The following is an 18,471-nucleotide window of genomic DNA, read 5'->3' on the forward strand; positions in this document are numbered from 1 at the left end:
TCCTCCATGCCACTAGAATTGATGGACCGCCCTGATTTGGACGCCGGTCACAAAGAAGGGTTTTGGACGCTCAACTTTGGGCCTCAGCACCCAGCGACGCACACAACACTTCGATTGGTGTTGCAGCTCGATGGTGAAATGGTGATGGACGCCGAGCCGGACATCGGATTCTTGCATAGTGGTTTCGAGAAGCTCGGCGAGGTACTGGACTTCAATCAGTACGTCACCATTGTCGACCGGATGAACTACATTTCTCCGCTCGCAAACGAAATCGCTTGGCACCACTCCGTCGAGAAGTTGCTCGGGATCGAATTGACCCCGCGATGCAAATACATTCGAACCATCTTTGCCGAGTTGATGCGAATTCACGACCATCTCCTGTGCACAGGCACCTGTGTCTTGGACTTGGGTGGCGCCACGGCATTCATGTATGCGTTCAATGAACGCGAGTATATCTACGAGATTTGCGAACGCGCATCAGGCCAGCGCTTTCACACGTCCTACACGCGCGTCGGGGGTCTGCTCTACGACGTGACGGACGACTGGATTGAGATGGTGCGCAAGTTCTGTAGGAGTTTCAAAAAGGCCTACCGCGACTTCTCCGGACTGGTGATGAAAAATCGGATTTTCGTCGAGCGAACGCAAGGAGTCGGTGTTCTGACGTATGAGGATGCGATCGTTGGTGGTGCGACGGGTCCGGTAGCACGTGCGAGCGGGGTCGTCCGCGATTTACGCCGCGACGAACCCTATCTCGCGTATGACGATTTCGATTTCGATGTCTGTGCAGCGCAAGGGGGCGACTGCTACGCTCGCTTCCAAGTTCGCATGCTGGAGATGCTAGAGAGTCTCAAGATCATCGAGCAGGCTATTGAGAATTTGCCGTCGGGTCCGATCTATGCGGAGGGGACGGGCAAGGAAGGTTTGCCGGACAAACGAGAAGTGTATCGAAGTATCGAAGGTTTGATCCATCACTTCGAGAACATCATGCCCAACAGACAAATGCCTGCACCGAAGGAGTCCGTCTACGCAGCGACCGAGTCGCCCAACGGTGAACTTGGTTATTACATTGTGGGGGACGGATCATTCCGGGCCTACCGAGCGAGGACGCGTCCCCCCTCTTTGCTCCATTTCTCACTTTTCCCACGGATGATCCGAGGCTGCATGTTGAGCGACGTCGCCGCGGTATTGGGAAGTATCAACATCATTGCTGCGGAGCTAGACCGATGAGCGAATTGAGTTCGAATGCCAAGAAAGTGATCGAAGATCACATCGGACGATATCCGAGCAAACAGGCAGTCACATTGCCGGCGTTGCATATCGTTCAGGAAGAGACTGGCTGTGTCAGCAATCGCGCAATGAAAGAGATCGCGGAGATTCTCGGGCTTTCCCCCGCGCAGATCCACGACACGATGTCTTTCTATGGATTCTTTCGGACCGAGGAAGATCCCGTTGGTAAAGTCCGGGTTTGGATTTGCCGCTCTTTGCCGTGCATGCTCCGCGGCGGTGAAGAGTTGCTGGCTGAACTTTGTGAGCGATGGGGTGTTCAACCAGGCGGCACCACCGCGGATGGGCAGATCACCTTGGAGTTGGCCGAATGCTTGGGCGCCTGCGACGGCGCTCCCTGCATGCTGGTCAACGATGAGTTGAGTTTGCGAGTCGATGCCGACGAAGTGGAAAAACAAGTGCGAGGAAACGGATGAGCAACACGGAATTCAAACCCGTTCTGCTGGGAAGAATCGGGCGGCCGAACAGCCAGTCGCTGGAGTCATATCGCGCCGATGGCGGTTACCAAGCGTTGGCAAAAGCTTTGTCGATGCCGAATACCGATGTGATCGAGGTCGTGAAGGCATCGGGGCTCCGGGGACGCGGGGGGGCAGGCTTTCCGACGGGGCTCAAGTGGACGTTTTTGCCCAAGGACGTCAACGGACCCATTTATCTCTGCATCAACGGGGATGAGAGCGAGCCTGGAACTTTCAACAATCGCGTATTGATTGAAGAGGATCCGCATCAAGTCCTCGAAGGCATCGTGATCAGCAGTTTCGCTACCCGCGCAACCACAGCGTACTTTTATCTTCGCTACGAATACGGTCGTTGCTATCGTGTTTTGAAACAAGCGATCGATGAGATGTATGCCAACAATCTCCTTGGCAAAAACATCCTCGGATCCAACTACAGCCTGGACATACACTTGCACCGAGGTGCTTGCGCCTACATCTGTGGAGAAGAGACCGGTTTGATCGAAAGTCTCGAAGGCAAACGAGCTTGGCCGCGTATCAAGCCACCGTTTCCTGCGATCGAAGGGGCATTTCGACGTCCGACCGTTGTCAACAATGTTGAGACGATGGCGTGCATTCCGCATATTCTGCAGCACGGGCCGGAGTGGTTTATGTCGATGGGCATCCCAAAGGATCCGAACAATCCTCGGGATGCAGGATCGTATGGTCCCAAGCTTTATTGCATCAGCGGGCATGTTAACAAGCCTGGGCTGGTCGAGCTCCCCATGGGGATCTCTGCTCGCGACTTGATCGACCAACATGCCGGAGGCGTTTGGAAGGGTCGAAAAGCGAAAGCCGTGGTTCCTGGCGGGATCAGCATGGGCTTTATGACCGAGAAAGAACTCGACACTCCGCTCGACTTCAGTGGTCCAGGTCGAGTCGGATGTTTGGGTCTTGGGACAGCTGCCGTCATTGTCATCGACGATCAGACCAGCATGGTGGATGTTCTTTACAATGCTTGCCGATTTTTCGCGCACGAGTCCTGCGGCCAATGCACGCCGTGCCGCGAAGGAACCGCTTGGTCGACCAAGATTCTCGAGCGCATCCGCGCAGGGCACGGGAAGCTGAGCGACATCGATTTGTTGCTGGAGATTTCGTCGTCGATCGGAACGATTCCAGGCTCGACCATCTGCGGATTGGCAGACGGGGCTGCTTGGCCTATCAAAACAGCGATCCATAAATTCCGCCCCGAGTTTGAAGAGTACATCACCAGCGGTCGCAAGAGCGAAAGCCGGCTGATGGCGAGTGCTCATTAATCCCCAAACATTTTCCCCGTTCACCTTCTATTCACGAAAGCAATCCTGTGCCAAAGGTCATCGTTAACGATATCGAAGTCGACGCAGATCCCAAGGACAATTGCATCCTCGCAGCGCGCAAAGCGGGTGTCGAAATCCCCCACTACTGCTGGCACGAGGCATTGTCGGTAGTGGCTTCTTGCCGAATGTGTTTGGTGGAAGTCGGCGAAAAGAAGCCGGACGGTACCGTCGCGATGGGTCCCAAATTGGTCCCGGGTTGCCAAACGCCCATCAAAGAAGGAACGGTAATCAAAACCAATACACCCAAAGTCAAAACCTCGCAACAAATGACTTTGGAGCTCCTTCTCCTCAATCACCCTCTCGATTGCTCCATCTGTGATCAAGCGGGAGAGTGCTACCTCCAGGACTACACGTACAAGTACGGCAAAGCACACTCCCGGTTGGATGAACCCAAACTGCAACGGGAAGACAAGTATCACATCGGTGAACAAATCGCTTTGTTCACCGATCGCTGCGTCATGTGCACGCGATGTGTACGTTTTACTCGCGAAGTGGCAGGAACAGCGGAACTACAAGTCGTCGCACGGGGAAGCCATGAAGAGATCGACGTCTTCCCCGAGACGCCTTGCAACAACAAGCTGGCAGGAAACGTCGTGGATCTCTGTCCCGTGGGCGCCCTGTGCAGCAAAGATTTCTTGTATAAGAAGCGCGTTTGGTGGCTCAAGCATGCCGACGGCATTTGCACTGGTTGCTCGACCGGATGCAGCGTTCATATCGATCAAAACGAAGACAAAGTGTATCGATTGCGACCACGTGAGAACCCGCTTGCCCAAGGGCACTTCATGTGCGACGAGGGACGGTTCGGATTCAAGTACATCCATGATGAACGCCGCATCCTCGCTCCTAAGGTCTCCAAGGCGAACGCTGGTGCAGCGAATGGTTCCTCTGTTGCCAGTTCGACCGCGTTCGGCGGAGCGGGAACCCAATTCGCGGATCCATGGAAAGATGTTCTTGCAACCACTCGATCCAAAATCAAGGAAGCGATCAAAACCGACGCGAGAGGATTCGTGGCCGTTCTATCGCCCTTCATGACGGTTGAAGAGGCATATTTACTGGCGTCCTACTTGAAGCAGCTGGATGCGCGGGTGCGATTGGTAATGGGTCCAGTTCCAATGATTGGTTCCGATGACATGTATCCGAAAGGGCCGAAGGGAGAGGCCCCGGAAGCCGGAAAGGTCAAGTTCACCATCCGTGCCGAGAAGTGCCCGAATCGATTGGGAGTGGAGGCGATTCTTCGGCATTTCGAAGGCGAGGTCATTTCGGTGGCACAAGTCGCAGCGAAGGCAGACGCAACCGCTTGGTATTTCGTCGGTGGCTATCAGCATGGCTGGGTAACCGAGTCCATCGATCGGGGAGTCGGGAGCCCATCCCTTCTGATCGTCCAAGACCTTTTCCCGTCACCGCTGAGCGAGCGTGCAGACATTGTTTTGCCATCAGGAAGCTTCGCGGAACGCGAGGGTACCTATGTCAACCACAGCGGACTAGCGCAAGCGGTCCACGCGGCGATTCGCTCCCCAGGGGACGCGAGAGCCGACAGTCGCATCCTAATGGAGTTGACGGAGCGAACCGGTCTGTTCCATGCGACTACCCTTCGAAAGGAGATCGGAAAAGCGATTCGAACCCTTTCGGCGCTCAGCGCAGGGGATCTCGGAGAGCACGGAGTCAAGATGGGTGTGGCAGCCAAGGAAGCCGTAATGGCTTAGAGGACCATTGCCGCTACCGTATCGGAAAGCGAGCGATGGATAGGCGAACGAATGAATCATCGATATCGAATCAATCACAAGAACTGAACTCATGGATTTGTACCAGACCTTAACCGACATGTGGCCGTCGCTCTGGCCAACGTTAGCGGCGATCGGCGTGATCCTCGCGTTCGTCCCAGTCCTGGGGCTCTACATGACGTTCATCGAACGGAAGATTGCAGCTTATGTGCAAGATCGTGTGGGACCAAACCGGGTCGGTCCATTCGGTTTGTTCCAAGCCATTGCGGACGGGATCAAGATCTTTCTGAAGGAACAGATCATTCCCGACCACGTCTACACCTTCTTGTACTTTGTCGCTCCCACGATCAGTTTGATGACAGCCATGTTCGCATTGGTCGTCATGCCCTTTGGGCCTGTTCCGGTCGACTACAAAGAGGGGTTCCGATTCGTCGTCGCTCCAGGCATCGATACCGGAATCATTTTCATGTTCGCCATCAGTTCGTTATCCGCGTATGGGATCATTCTGGGCGGTTGGGCTTCCAACAACAAGTACTCGCTTTACGGTGCGATTCGTTCTTGTGCTCAGTTCATCAGCTATGAAATTCCGCTTGGGCTTTCCATCATCGGTGTGATCGCAATTTCCGGATCGTTGAATTTGGAGAAGATTGTCGCGACGCAAGGTGGATCGATCTGGGACTGGAACGTCTTTTGGCAACCGCTGGCATTCATCGTTTTCTTTACCAGTGCATTGGCCGAAACAAACCGCCTCCCCTTCGATTTGCCCGAATGCGAGCAGGAACTCGTCGGCGGTTTCCACACCGAATACGGCGGAATCAAATTTGTGCTCTTTTTCTTGGCGGAGTACACCCACATTGTTACGGTGAGCTTCCTCACGGCCCTCTTGTTCTTGGGAGGATGGCATTTCCCGGGATTGACCGGTCCGGTGGATGCTTCTTTAGGAGGAATGTTGCTTCGTACGTTCGTACTGGTAGCAAAAGTAGGTGGCGTGGTTGCATTCATTATGCTCCTCCGATGGGCCCTGCCTCGGTTTCGATTTGACCAACTCATGGGTCTGGCTTGGAAAGGCCTCATTCCCCTCGGATTGATCAATTTGGTCTTGGTGGCCATCGTGTTAACCCTAGAGCTGCCTAAGCACTTGCTCGCTGGAACCGCGTTGCTTCTTTTCGTCGCCGCCGTGTTCAGCAGTTACCAATTGCAGCGATCCATGAATCAAAACGCGAATGCCCGGCGATTGAACCAAGGCGTACAAGGAGTTTCGGCATGACGACCAAACGCGAGAAGACAGTCAAGTGGGGGGAAGAGCCCAAGATTGGTTGGGTCGAAGCCATGTACTTACCGGCAGTCATGTCGGGGGTCGCAACGGCGGTTCGTCACGCTTTTTCGGGTAAGCCCATGACACGGCAGTATCCCGAAGTCGAGCCGGAAATCCCCCCCAACTATAGAGGGGTACATCGACTCAACCGAGATGAAGCGGGGCGAGTGAAATGCGTAGCATGCTACATGTGCCAAACCGCTTGCCCGGCCAACTGTATCGAGATTATCGCCGCGCCTGCACTCAAGGACGATCCCCACTGGAAGGATCGCGACAAGTATCCGGCTACGTTCACTATCGATGAGCTCCGTTGCATTTACTGCGGCATGTGCGAGGAAGCTTGTCCGGTCGATGCGATTGAGCTGACGAGCATCTACGATCTGACGGGTCTATCCCGTGAGGAAATGGTCTTCGACAAGGAAAAGCTTTTATCCGTCTTTGACAAAACGGTTCAGAGCGGAAAGGATCCGGTTCGCACCCATCGGGGCTCGCTAGGACCGGCATCCGAAGAGGCTCAGACGGCTTCGCAAGGCCCCCCACCTCCCGGTCGTGGCCGACATGGCTAGCCGTCGCCCCCAGAAGATCGCACTGTTCCATCATTTTCATAAACGAGTCCAACGTGCTTAACGAGCTCAACCTGTTAGAGACCTTCGAGCAGAGCCAAATGCTTTTTGCCAACTTCCTGGCACAAAGCGATGCGTTGTCCGAGATCGCCTCGGACGCCACCGATGCGATTTCGCCATCGGCATGGAACTGGGGAATGCTTATCCCCGTGTTCTTGGGAGCCGTCGGCTATCTATTGATTCAGGAAGGGTTGGTTCGGTCCAAGAGTTTGGTAGCGGCGGGGCTAGCTGCGTGGACCGTTTCCGCGGGAATCGCGGCAGCCTGGATGCCAGTCTCCTTAGATAGTTACATTCTCTATGCGTTCTGCGCCCTCGCGACAGGAGGAGGCGTGGCATTCCTCACCGCGCGTCAACCGGTCCATGCGGCTCTTGGGTTCACCACCGCGGTTCTTTCCACGGCGGGCGTTTTGTTCATGCAGTCGGCTTTGTTCATCGCCGCGGCAACCATGATCGTTTACGCGGGTGCGACCATCATCATCTTTTTGTTTGTGTTGATGTTTGCACAGCAATCCGATCTGCGTTCCTACGATCTCAATCTGACCAATCCCTATTTGGCGACATCGATCGGCGTCGTCATGTTGGTGGCCGTTCTCGTGTGTGTACTCGAACCGGGGGCTATCCCAGCACGACGGTTCGACACTTCGCGGCCTTACAGCGCGGCGACATTTGGTGCAGCGGAGGGCAGTATGCCGATGACTGAAGCGGCTGGAACGCCCCGTTCGAACGATAACTTTGCGATAGCGATTCCGGATTCGACGGCGGAACTCGGTCGATCGCTCTACACAGATTACTTGGCTGCGGTGGAACTTGCCGGAGCTGTTCTATTGGTTGCGACCATCGGTGCCATCGCCTTGGCGACCAGACCTGCCCCGGAGGTGAATGGATGAACGATTCCATCATGTTGAGTTTGTTGGTCTTCGCGGGTGTATTGTTCTCGCTAGGATTCGTAGGTTTTCTAACCCGTCGCTCCCTGATCCTCATGTTCCTGTCGCTGGAAATGATGTTGGCAGGAGTGAGCATCAATTTGATCACGTTCGCCAAGCACCACGGAAATTTCCAAGGCCAAGTGATGTCGATCATGGTCCTTTCGATCGCCGCATGTGAAGCGGCCATTGCTCTCGCGCTGGTCGTATCGTTGTACCGACGCAAAGCGACTTTGGACGTGAAGGAATGGGACGAATTGAGTGAAACCATCGTCCCTGATGAACCGGAGTTGCTAACGAAGATTTCACACACAGAAATGCACTTCCCAACCTTGACCCCCTCTGGATTGGATCCAATGCAATCTCCCATTCCCGCCGACTATAAAGCGGAAATCGGTGCCGTGAACGTTTCATCGGACAAGAAGTCGGAGACGGTAACCCATGCCTAGTACACTTGCCTGGATCGTTCCGCTCTCACCGTTGGTTGGCTGCATCGTTTGCGTTTTCCTCGCCATGCGAGGGGACAAGAAAATCGCGCATATTCCTGCTGTGCTTTCCCTACTCCTTGCGGCTATCGCGAGCGTCGCCCTGGTCGTTCAGCAAGGCCAAGGGGAATTGGGAACAGCAACGTACAACGGCTATCAGTATCTGGAGATCGGCAGTCTCAAACTCGACATTGCCCTCAAGGTCGACACTCTCTGCCTAACACTCCTTTGCGTGGTTACTTGTATCTCCACTTTGATCGCGTTCTATTCGCGAGACTACATGCACGGAGATGGCGGGTATGCGCGGTTCTTCGCCGTCTTCTGCGCCTTCGTCTTCTGCATGACGATGCTCGTACTTTCCCACAATCTCTTGATGATGTACGCGTTTTGGGAAGGCGTCGGAACCTGTTCGTATTTGCTCATCGGTTTTTGGTACAGGCGACCGAGCGCTGCGAGAGCGGCCACGAAGGCATTCTTGGTCAACCGGATCGCCGATTGTGGGTTCCTCTTCGGAATCTTGCTACTGGGCTATGCCATTGGACAATTACCAGGTGAAGCGTCGAGTGGTACCTTCGCTCGACTCAACTTCGACAACATTTTCAACGTCCTTCCCGACTTGGCATCTCGGTATCCCGATTTGCTGGTGTGGATCGGGTTGTTGTTGATGATCGGCGCGATCGGGAAGTCCGCTCAGTTCCCCTTCCACGTGTGGTTGCCTGATGCAATGGAAGGCCCCACTCCAGTCTCCGCATTGATCCACGCTGCGACGATGGTCACGGCTGGCGTGTATTTGATGGCCCGACTTTCCCCGCTCATGGAATACACTCCTTGGGTTCTTTCGATCGTCGGTTGGTTAGGGGGCATCACCGCTCTGATCGCGGCCATCATGGCACTGTTCCAAGACGATTTGAAGCGAGTCCTTGCCTACTCGACCGTCAGTCAGCTCGGGTACCTATTCATGGCGCTCTCGGTGGGTGCGATCAAAGACCTCATGACATTGGCCGTCACGGCAGCCATGTTCCACCTCGTGACCCACGCCTTCTTCAAAGCATTGCTCTTCTTGGCTGCCGGAAACGTCATGCACTCCATGGGTGACGTGATCGATATGAACAAGTTCGGTGGACTGAAGCGAATCATGCCGAAGACCCACATACTGTTCGCAATCGGAGCCGCTGCCCTGGCGGGCTTGTTTCCTCTCGCTGGTTTCTTCAGCAAGGACGGAATCCTGGCGATCCTTTACGATGCCAGCTCCGATGGCGAGTATGGATTCCAGTTCAAGGTCTTGTTGGTGATCGGTTTCGTAACCGCTTTGATGACTGCGATTTACACTGCCAAGGCTTACTTCCGAACGTTCCATGGAAAGGAAGTGGTTCCGGAGGAAGCGGGGCATCATGCTCATGAGTCAACGGGAGTGATGTTGGCACCGATGGCGATTCTCGCCGTTGGAGCCGTTGTCGCGGGTGTTGCCTTAGGACCTACGCAGTACTTGTCGAAGTACATTGAAAAGACACCCGGTCTCCATGGACACGAACACCATGAAGCGCTTTGGCTCATGTTGCTGTCGGGGGCGATCGGAATTGTCGGAGTGGTGATCGGCGCGATGCTCGCAAAACGCCATCCAGGAGGGACCGAGGTGGCACCTTCCCCGCTAGCGACCGCAGGTCAGAACCGACTTTATATCGATTGGGCGTATCGCCAATTCATCGTGATGCCGCTGGAGTTCTTCTCCGGAGTCTTGTCGTGGCTCGACGAAAATTTGGTCGACGCACTCGTCATGAAGATCGCCGAGGCACCTCGCATCGTCGGTTTGGCGGGTCAAAGGTATCAAAATGGGCGGGTCCCCGCGTATACCTTCATGACGGCAGTCGGTGTTGCAGCGTTGGCGATCTGGATTATCTCACGTTAGGCGATTCGAACAGATATGAACTATCTCATTCCATTCACCATCCTGTTCCCACTCGCCGCGGGCATTGCCATTTTCGTGGCGGGCTCGAGAGGCAAGGGAATGGCTCCTGTTGGAGTCGTAGCGACGGGCATCACGCTGTTGCTGAGTATCTTGATCGTCTACCAAACTTTTGAAGGACTCGAGTCAGAGCGGACTGCGTCTGCTCCCGTGATCCCTGCGATTTCGTATTCACCCGATTGGATGAAGATCGATTTGCCAATCTCGATTTCGGGTGAGCAAGTCCATTGGAAGCTTGGCTTCGGGGCAGATGGGATCGGCGCATTGATGGTCTTTCTGACCGGGCTTGTCTTTGCCGCGGCAAGCGTTTTCGCATTGGGTCAGATCAAGCATCGTGTGCATCAATACCTCGCACTTCTGTTGGTAACGGAATCGCTCCTGCTCGGAGTCTTCCTCGCCATGGACCTTGTGACTTTCTACATCTTTTTCGAAGCGGTACTCCTTCCCTTGATGATGTTGATCAACGGCTGGGGCGATCCGAAACTGGCATTGAAAGCATCTCGTAAATTCTTGTTGTTCACGCTGGCAGGAAGCGTGCCGATGGTGATCGGATTCATCGGTCTCGCATTGCAGGCCAACGGTCAAGGGATGCCTTCCGGTGTTGATTTTCAATCGCTTTCGGCGTTTGCGTTGCAGCAGCAAGAAAATGCACTCGAAGTAGGGCCCGTTTTGCTCAACGACTATGTTGGAAGACAAAGCTGGATTGTTTGGCTTTTGCTCCTCGGGTTCGGCATCAAGCTCGCGGTATTACCTTTACACACATGGTTGCCTTCCACCTACGCCGTTTCCCATCCGAATACTACCGCTGTCATCGCTTCGGTGGTGGCAAAGCTGGGAGTCTTTGGGATCGTTCGCGTCGTCCTGCCGCTGACACCGATGGGGTTGGCCTTTGAAGCGCAGATGCTTTTCGGGACGCTGGGAGCGGTCGCGATCGTCTACGGGGCGTTAGTTGCCTTGTCCCAAACCGACCTCCGCAAAGTGTTCGCGTACAGTTCGATCAGCCACATGGGCTTTATTACGGTTGGTTTGATGAGCCTCAACATGGATGGCATTTCGGGTGCAGCGATCCAAATGTTCAACCATGGTGTGATTACCTGCTCCATGTTTTTGATCCTTGGATTGCTCGAACAACGTCGCAGCGGTTTGAATTTCCGCATGGAAGATTTGGGAATGGCGGCGTTGTACCCTCGCATCGCTGTTCTGCTTGTCTTCTTCACTCTTGCGGGAGCGGGACTGCCAGGCCTTAACGGGTTTGTCGGCGAGTTGCTGGCGATGATGGGAATGACGCGTGTGAGCGCGGCGATCACAGCGGTCGCAGTACTCGGAACCGTCTTGGGGGCTTGGTATGGTCTCCGCATTGTCCAACGGCTTCTTTTCGGCAGCGACGGCGCGGGCCGCTCTAAGAATGCGGAGGACGTAACAACCGATTGCAATGCCAGCGAGTTGGCAACCTTGGTCTGCATGGCACTGCTTTGCCTCTATATCGGTGTAAGACCAGCAGGTCCGATGAAGATGATCGAATCGGATGTGAAGCGATTGGTAAAGGTGACGGAACCTGCATCCAAAAAAGCTCACCCGCAAATGGATACCCTAGCCCAGAGCCCGTCGAACTAGTTGAAAGAGATCGAGAGAGAACGTGGATACACTAACGACGTTTAAAGCATCGCTCGCTTGGATGGCACCCGCGATCACCATGATCTTGGGTGGCTCGCTCCTATTGGGAGCATCCATGGTGCTCAAGGGAGGACCGCATCGAGATGTGCATGGCCAGCGGAACGGCATGGCGATCCTTTCCCTCCTCATTCTTGTGGTTGCGGGTTTCCTTGGCAGTATGCGCCAACTTCCGGACAATTTGGGAAGTGGATTGTTCCGGTTCGACCACATCGCCATTTCGTCCGAACGATTGGCACTCCTCGGCGGATTCCTATTGATCATGCTGTCGTGGTCGACCGCTCCCAAGCAGTTTTTGGGAGAGTATTACGGTTGTCTGATCATCATGCTCGGGGCCATTCCGGTCGTGGGAGCGGCGAACGATATCGTGACGCTCTTCCTTGGATTGGAACTCATCAGCATCCCAACCTATATCCTGCTGGGCATTTCCAAAAACGATAACGCTGGTGCGGAAGCGACCTTGAAGTACTTCATGTTGAGTGCTTTCTCCTCGGCGTTCTTTTTGATGGGTGCCAGTTATCTCTACGGAGTGAGCGGTTCGACGAACCTACAAGTGATCCATTACATCATGGGCGCGGAGAGTGGGAAACTCATCTCCTTCGCCATCATTTTGGTCCTCTGCGGACTGGCATTTCGAATCACTGCGGTGCCGTTTCACTTTTATGCCCCAGACGTGTTCGAAGGTACCAGTCTTACCATGGCGGGGATCATGAGCTATCTGCCTAAGGTAGCTGGATTTGTTGCGATGATTCGGGTCCTGGTCTCCTCATGGAGTCCTGAGAATTTGGCGACGATCGTCCCGGTGTTGTTACTCCTGTCCGCGGTGACCATGTTGGTCGGTAACTTGATGGCGGCGGCCCAAAGCAACCTAAGGCGCCTGTTGGCATATTCCAGCATCGCCCACACCGGCTATTTGATGCTTGCTATGACTGCGTTGATTCGCGAGAACGCCCAATCCAATATCATCTTCTCGTATTTGGCTGCCTATGCCGCCATGACCATTGGACTGTTCGCTTGTCTTGGGGAGATCGAAGCAGCCGGGGGCAAGTCGCAATTGATTGGCGACCTTTCAGGCATGTTCTACCGTCGCCCAGCTGCATCCATCGGGATGACGGTTTGCTTGATCAGCATGATTGGTCTTCCATTCACAGCCGGTTTCTGGGCAAAGTTTCTTGTCTTCATGGGGGCTACGGCAGCCGGCATGGAGGATCCGGTCAGTCTCGGCATGGGGGTTTTCATGGCCGTCAATGCAGTGGTCGCTGCCGGGTATTATTGGCGAGTATTGAGCAAGCTGTTCGAAAGAAGCGACGCTCATGTGCCCCTCCGCGTCTTCCGTCCGAGCCTGTTTATCACCTACACTATCTGCGTCGTTTTGACATTGGTCTGGTTCTTCGTACCGTCGGTCATGTAAATCTCGACCGCACGATTCGATATTGAAATACACCTCCTCCCGAGCGATTTTGGAATACACAACATGAAGTTATTTGAAGGCAAAAAAGGGCTTATTCTCGGTGTTGCAAACGATCGCTCCATCGCTTGGGCTGTGGCCAAGGAAATCCTCGATCAAGGGGGAGTGTGCGGATTTTCTCACCTTCCTGACAAAGCAGATGATGAGAAGAAAAAGAATCGCATGCGCGTTTCGAAGTGCGTAGACGCTTACCCAGCCCAAACCGCGTTCCTGGAACCACTGGACGTTCAAGACGACGAGCAAGTCGCGTCGTTCATGAAAATGGCAGGCGAGAAACTGGGCAAGATTGATTTCTTGCTGCACTCCATCGCATTCGCCGATCGCGACGATCTCTCGCGCGATACCGTGGAAACGAGCCGAGCGGGCTTCAAGTTGGCGATGGACGTAAGCGTCTACAGCTTGATCTCCGTTACCAATTACGCTCGTCCACTCTTCAATGCCGACGCATCGGTCTTGACCATGACCTATTTCGGTGGAGAGAAATGTGTTCCTGGTTATAACGTTATGGGTATTTGCAAAGCGGCTCTCGATGCGACCGTACGCTACTTGGCAAACGATCTGGGACCTCACGGTCATCGCGTCAACGCTGTCAGCGCGGGCCCTCTGAAGACCCTGGCTGGCGTCGCCGCAGGCGTCGGGGAAATGCAAGATTATTACGGTTACGTCGCACCGCTCGCACGCTGCGTGACCCATGAAGAAGTAGGTCGCTCTGGAGCTTACTTGCTCAGCAACTATTCATCCGGCATCACGGGTGAAATCCTGCACGTCGACGCTGGATACAACATCATGGGCAGCCCAGGACGATTGTTGTACGAATTCAAGAAGTAGTGGGTAATGACATGGAGTCCGGAACGGATCGAAAATGCGTTCCGGCTTATGGCATCTTTGACCGATTGCCGATGCTCTTCAGAACCCAATCGCTGAGCGAAATGCGGAGTTTGTCCTTTTGCTTGGCGATTTCGCGATTCATTTTTTCTACCAGTTTTTGATCGTAGTCCTCGAGCTTTTCGTCGAGGACTTCGCGAATCCCCTTCCCTACCAACTCGGCCGCATCGCCACCAATTTTGCTGATGCGGTCGACTTCGAACTCCTTCAATCGCACATTGGCCTGCGTCACGTGGGGTGAGAACTCCACATCCGGGGGAAACCGAAGCGAGTTGACGTGCATGAGAATCTGAACATCCACTAGCATCTCCACACGGCACCGACCGTCGGCGGACAGGCTGTACCACTGAATATCTCGCTGCCACTGGCTAACACGACCGAAGAGCTTGAGCGGAGCCTCGATCCGGCAACTGACGTCGATTCGCCCAGGAATGGTGAAGTCGATTTTTGACACATCGACCAGGAGCTCTTTTTCTGGATCCAGAAACTCGATCGTGTAGCGAGTCCACGTGCCGTGCCGAACCGATTTCCACTTGCGCTTCGTCTCGATCTTGAACCCCTCGCGATGGATGTGAAGCCCGTCCATCACTTCCTTCTTCTGATTCCACTTTCGATTGTCCTCGTAGTTCGGCGGAAGATTTTTTAGAACAAGCCACTTCACCCAAGTACTGATCTCCTGCTTCTCGTCCGCGCTGACCGGGATCGCAACATCATCCATTTCGTCTGGCAACTGGAAGGTGTGAGGACGAAGCGTTTCGGACGCAGGTATGGATGTATCGAGGATGTCATCCAAGCTAGGTGGCTCGCGACCGGTTTGAGCCAAAGCAGGTTCGCACCACCCGATCGCTCCAAAGCATGCAATCCGTGCGAGAAGTCCCAATCGGCTGGGAATGCCCCGTTTAGTAGCAAGAACTAACTGAGCAGCAAGAACTAACTTTCGATTCGGACTCATCGCCTTCGTTCTCTCAGATTGGGTTTACAATAGGGGGAATAAATCCCCAGCGATCCCCGATTCCCCTCCGGATCATAGAAGTGAAGCGAATGCACGCACAAGAGCAGCCATCCTGCTGTCCCCTCAGGTCCACCCAATGGATCCGTGATGAAATCCGTTGGCTAGCTTTCCGACGTCTTTGCTGGCTAAGCATTGTTTTCGCATTCGCTGAGGGGATTCTGCAGCCCACCGCGAAGGGCTGGCAAAGTGACGAACAGATACCAGAGCCTGCCGAACGAGCCCGAATCACACGAAATTGGATGGAGCGAGCCCATGTTCAAGGTGATACGCTTCGGGGTGCCGCCATCTTCGCCAGTGCAAAGGTGGCTTGCGCGAGCTGCCATGCCCTTGGCGAAGTAGGAGGCAAACTGGGGCCAGAGTTGCTATCGGTAGCGAAAAAACGAACTCCCGAGCAACTGGTAGAAAGCGTGTTGTGGCCCAATTTGACGATTGAGCCCGAGTATGTTCCGTACAAATACTTGCTGGAAGACGACCGCGTCGTATCGGGCTATCGAACGAACAGCGAAGAGGATGCCATCCTCCTGATCCGCGATCCGGCCAAGAACGAAATCATTTCCTTTGCCAAGGACGAAATCGTTCAATCGGGTCCGTCCCGGTCTCTGATGCCACATGGTTTACTCGATGCATTGCCTCAGGATAAGCGAGTCGATTTGATTCGGTTCGTGATCGCATTACGGGACTTGAATGATTCAGAACGCCTTGCGGCCCAACGTGCTATTCAGTCGGCAACACACCATGCCCTCTCCACATTCACCTGGAACCGCGAACCACTTCGTCGCGATGCGCACCCATACGCGGATCACTTGGTAAATCGTGATCGCGTTTACGATTTCTATGCCAAGCAGGCGAACGCATTTCGAAACCTAGACACCGGCTTGGACTTGTTACAAGCCTATCCCGGACTCGATGGGGGAACGTACGGTCACTGGGGAAATCAAAACGAAGAAACATGGCGAGGTAATGAATGGGAGTCGATTCGTAAACATCGGCTTCAAGCGACCGTATTTTTCCATCCCTCTCGCACCCTTGCACGAGCCGTATGCTTTCGCTTGGGCCATACCGACGCTTGGTCGGTATGCTACGACCCCGATTCCATGGGGTTTGTGAGTTGCTGGCAGAATGGTTTTCTGCGCTTCTCGTCGGTGCGACATGGCTTTATGGACGGTGCTCGAATGGAGGGCGAGGAACGAGAGTTGCCACCCAAATCGGGGCCGTTGCGCGAAGTGCTCCAGCTATCGGACCGATCGAACGTCCGCTACTTAGGCTATCGCTATCGTGGAGATCAAGTTCAGTTTCTCTTATTGGTCGACGGTGAGGAATACATCGATGAGATGCAAATCGTCAAAGGGGAATTGCAGAGGAAGCTTCGAAAGGAGCGACACGCGAACACTTCGGACTTTAAACCACCGAATAGGAGATGGCCCGAATCGGTCGAGACCACAGTTCAGAATGGGTTGGGAGAGGGCTATGTGGTCGATACGATCTCGCTTCCGTTCGAAAACCCATGGGGCATCCCTTTGTTCATCGCCGATCATGCATTTCTAAGCGATGGTTCAGCTTTGTTATGCACCATGCACGGAGATGTCTTGCGCGCGGAGGGATTCACGTCGACGAATCCCACGTTACCCAATGCAGATACGTTACCCAATGCAAGCACGGTTCGATGGACACGTGTCGCATCCGGTCTGCATCATCCGTTAGGAATGTGGATCGATTCCGAGGGGATCTTTGTGCTAGGCCGCAATCAGATCACGCGGTTGCACGACGAAAACGCGGACGGCGAATTTGATCGGTACGAATGCTTCAGCCATGCGTACATCACCTCTCCAAACGGGCACGACTACATCTGTGGGTTAGTACGAGATCGCGAAGGAAACTTCTATACGGTCTCTGGCAATCAGGGGCTTGTCCGCATCGCACCCAATGGCCAGAGTGCCGACGTCATCGCGACCGGTTTCCGCAATCCGGATGGGCTTGGGATATTGCCAGACGGTTCTCTGACCGTGCCTTGCTCGGAAGGGGACTGGACACCTGCGTCGATGATTCATCTTGTCCCTGCCATCGAGAAAACGTCCGCCCTCCCTCGGTCGCCCCGCTTTTTTGGTTACCGCGGCCCGCAACCAGGCAAAACGGTTGAAAAACCACTGCTCTATCTCCCGCGAGGGGTCGACAACAGCAGCGGGGGGCAACTTTGGGTGGATAGTCCCAGAATGGGGCCATTGGATCAGCACTTACTTCACACCTCCTATGGAACCGGCACGGCATGGATGATTCTGAGCGACCGCGTATCAGGTTTCGACCAATCCGCCGCAGTCCGATTGCCTGGCGAGTATCGGTCGGGTGTCCACCGCGCCAAGGTCCACCCGGCGGATGGTTCGGTCTATCTTTCCGGGATGAGCGGCTGGGGAACCTATACCCCGGATGCAGGTTGTTTCGAGCGTCTTCGTTACACGGGAAGGCCCGTGCAGATGCCGATTGGGTTTCACGTTCGACAAAACGGGATAGAGATACGATTCTCGGAGCCAATCGATCGTGAGAAAGCGAGCGATCCGGTGCACCATTTTGTTCAAGGGTGGAACTACCGGTATTCCCCCGGCTACGGTTCGCCAGAGCTTTCCATCAGCCAACCGCGCAGCGTCGGGCACGATCGACTCCGAATCGAATCAGTTGTCGTGAGCGACGATGGACGGGAGATATTTTTGGAGCTCCCTGAGCTTCAGAAGTGCAGCCAACTCTACTGGAACTATGCGGTGGGAGGTGAGGACGCCCTGGAGATGTTCGCTACCGTTCACGCGATGGACGCGCCTCGGATGGACGTTTCCTCTGGTGCGCGAATGTCAAGCAAAGAGTGGTTGCCCCATCCCTTGGAACGGGACATCGAGTGGCTTCAAAGATCGATTCCCAATCCCTGGGGCAAACAACGCAAGGACTCAAGTCCCATTTTGATCGCCGCGTCCGACAATCTTCAATTCGCTCAACGATCGCTTCAAGCCAAACCGGGCGAATGGTTGCAACTTACGTTCAAGAACCCCGATGTTGTCCCGCACAATTGGGTACTGCTGCGTCCGAATAGTCTGGACCGAGTCGGAGCGCTGGCCAATCAAGTCGTCTCGGATCCCGATGCGTACCTTTACCATTACGTACCCAAATCCCCGGATGTCTTGTGCTATACCGACATTGTCGAACCGAAGTCGGAATTTACCATAACCTTTCAAGCCCCGATGGAGCCGGGTCGATATCCGTATCTTTGCACTTTCCCTGGGCATTGGATGGTGATGAACGGAGAACTGATTATCGCGCCCTAGTGTTTTCCG

The 18,471-nt window shown here is 54.5% G+C and carries 14 protein-coding genes; 13 read left to right on the forward strand and 1 reads right to left on the reverse strand.

Annotated features, from left to right (window positions below; all coding sequences use genetic code 11):
* Positions 1 to 6: 6 nt before the first annotated feature.
* From VN12_RS07395 to VN12_RS07450, 12 genes are all read left to right on the forward strand, one after another.
* On the forward strand, positions 7 to 1,227 hold the full coding sequence (locus VN12_RS07395; RefSeq protein ID WP_146676222.1) for an NADH-quinone oxidoreductase subunit D: 1,221 nt from the start codon (positions 7 to 9) through the stop codon (positions 1,225 to 1,227).
* Positions 1,224 to 1,700 (forward strand): complex I 24 kDa subunit family protein, encoded by a 477-nt coding sequence (locus VN12_RS07400; protein WP_146676223.1) that lies wholly within the window; start codon positions 1,224 to 1,226, stop codon positions 1,698 to 1,700. Before VN12_RS07395 ends, VN12_RS07400 begins: the two co-directional genes overlap by 4 nt.
* On the forward strand, positions 1,697 to 3,031 hold the full coding sequence (gene nuoF, locus VN12_RS07405) for an NADH-quinone oxidoreductase subunit NuoF (RefSeq protein ID WP_146676224.1): 1,335 nt from the start codon (positions 1,697 to 1,699) through the stop codon (positions 3,029 to 3,031). Before VN12_RS07400 ends, nuoF begins: the two co-directional genes overlap by 4 nt.
* Before the next feature lie 47 nt (positions 3,032 to 3,078).
* Complete coding sequence (locus tag VN12_RS07410; RefSeq protein ID WP_146676225.1) at positions 3,079 to 4,794, forward strand: molybdopterin-dependent oxidoreductase; 1,716 nt, start codon at positions 3,079 to 3,081, stop codon at positions 4,792 to 4,794.
* A 91-nt stretch (positions 4,795 to 4,885) separates the two neighbouring features.
* Positions 4,886 to 6,079, forward strand: a complete 1,194-nt coding sequence (gene nuoH / locus VN12_RS07415) for an NADH-quinone oxidoreductase subunit NuoH (protein ID WP_205855216.1) — start codon at positions 4,886 to 4,888, stop codon at positions 6,077 to 6,079.
* A complete protein-coding gene (locus VN12_RS07420) occupies positions 6,076 to 6,693 on the forward strand; it encodes a NuoI/complex I 23 kDa subunit family protein (protein WP_146676226.1) in 618 nt (205 codons plus the stop codon). The genes nuoH and VN12_RS07420 overlap by 4 nt, the downstream gene beginning before the upstream one ends.
* A gap of 53 nt (positions 6,694 to 6,746) precedes the next feature.
* Positions 6,747 to 7,637, forward strand: a complete 891-nt coding sequence (locus VN12_RS07425; RefSeq protein ID WP_146676227.1) for an NADH-quinone oxidoreductase subunit J — start codon at positions 6,747 to 6,749, stop codon at positions 7,635 to 7,637.
* On the forward strand, positions 7,634 to 8,122 hold the full coding sequence (gene nuoK, locus VN12_RS07430; RefSeq protein WP_146676228.1) for an NADH-quinone oxidoreductase subunit NuoK: 489 nt from the start codon (positions 7,634 to 7,636) through the stop codon (positions 8,120 to 8,122). Before VN12_RS07425 ends, nuoK begins: the two co-directional genes overlap by 4 nt.
* Positions 8,115 to 10,064: an NADH-quinone oxidoreductase subunit L gene (nuoL, locus tag VN12_RS07435; protein ID WP_146676229.1), complete on the forward strand. Its 1,950-nt coding sequence runs from the start codon at positions 8,115 to 8,117 to the stop codon at positions 10,062 to 10,064. The genes nuoK and nuoL overlap by 8 nt, the downstream gene beginning before the upstream one ends.
* A gap of 15 nt (positions 10,065 to 10,079) precedes the next feature.
* Entirely contained in the window at positions 10,080 to 11,735 is a 1,656-nt protein-coding gene (locus VN12_RS07440) for a NuoM family protein (RefSeq protein WP_146676230.1), read from the forward strand.
* Positions 11,736 to 11,757: 22 nt separating this feature from the next.
* Positions 11,758 to 13,203, forward strand: a complete 1,446-nt coding sequence (locus VN12_RS07445) for an NADH-quinone oxidoreductase subunit N (protein WP_146676231.1) — start codon at positions 11,758 to 11,760, stop codon at positions 13,201 to 13,203.
* 63 nt (positions 13,204 to 13,266) lie between these two features.
* Entirely contained in the window at positions 13,267 to 14,088 is an 822-nt protein-coding gene (locus VN12_RS07450; protein WP_146676232.1) for an enoyl-ACP reductase, read from the forward strand.
* A 46-nt stretch (positions 14,089 to 14,134) separates the two neighbouring features.
* On the opposite strand, the gene VN12_RS07455 is transcribed toward VN12_RS07450, so the two are convergent.
* Positions 14,135 to 15,097 carry a hypothetical protein gene (locus tag VN12_RS07455; RefSeq protein ID WP_146676233.1) on the reverse strand — a complete coding sequence of 321 codons (963 nt, stop codon included), beginning with the start codon at positions 15,095 to 15,097 and terminating at the stop codon, positions 14,135 to 14,137.
* An 89-nt stretch (positions 15,098 to 15,186) separates the two neighbouring features.
* Here VN12_RS07455 and VN12_RS07460 point away from each other — a divergent pair, with 89 nt between their 5' ends.
* A complete protein-coding gene (locus tag VN12_RS07460; protein WP_146676234.1) occupies positions 15,187 to 18,462 on the forward strand; it encodes a plastocyanin/azurin family copper-binding protein in 3,276 nt (1,091 codons plus the stop codon).
* Positions 18,463 to 18,471 lie beyond the last annotated feature (9 nt).

Source organism: Pirellula sp. SH-Sr6A (assembly GCF_001610875.1).
In the GTDB taxonomy this organism is placed as follows: domain Bacteria; phylum Planctomycetota; class Planctomycetia; order Pirellulales; family Pirellulaceae; genus JBKCUI01.

Excerpts from the sequence above, each read along its gene's own strand:
- VN12_RS07395 (WP_146676222.1), top strand. The coding sequence starts at position 7 with ATGCCACTAGAATTGATGGACCGCCCTGATTTGGACGCCGGTCACAAA.
- VN12_RS07400 (WP_146676223.1), top strand. The coding sequence starts at position 1,224 with ATGAGCGAATTGAGTTCGAATGCCAAGAAAGTGATCGAAGATCACATC.
- nuoF (WP_146676224.1), top strand. The coding sequence starts at position 1,697 with ATGAGCAACACGGAATTCAAACCCGTTCTGCTGGGAAGAATCGGGCGG.
- nuoH (WP_205855216.1), top strand. The coding sequence starts at position 4,886 with ATGGATTTGTACCAGACCTTAACCGACATGTGGCCGTCGCTCTGGCCA.
- VN12_RS07420 (WP_146676226.1), top strand. The coding sequence starts at position 6,076 with ATGACGACCAAACGCGAGAAGACAGTCAAGTGGGGGGAAGAGCCCAAG.
- nuoK (WP_146676228.1), top strand. The coding sequence starts at position 7,634 with ATGAACGATTCCATCATGTTGAGTTTGTTGGTCTTCGCGGGTGTATTG.
- nuoL (WP_146676229.1), top strand. The coding sequence starts at position 8,115 with ATGCCTAGTACACTTGCCTGGATCGTTCCGCTCTCACCGTTGGTTGGC.
- VN12_RS07440 (WP_146676230.1), top strand. The coding sequence starts at position 10,080 with ATGAACTATCTCATTCCATTCACCATCCTGTTCCCACTCGCCGCGGGC.
- VN12_RS07450 (WP_146676232.1), top strand. The coding sequence starts at position 13,267 with ATGAAGTTATTTGAAGGCAAAAAAGGGCTTATTCTCGGTGTTGCAAAC.
- VN12_RS07455 (WP_146676233.1), bottom strand. The coding sequence starts at position 15,097 with ATGAGTCCGAATCGAAAGTTAGTTCTTGCTGCTCAGTTAGTTCTTGCT.
- VN12_RS07460 (WP_146676234.1), top strand. The coding sequence starts at position 15,187 with ATGCACGCACAAGAGCAGCCATCCTGCTGTCCCCTCAGGTCCACCCAA.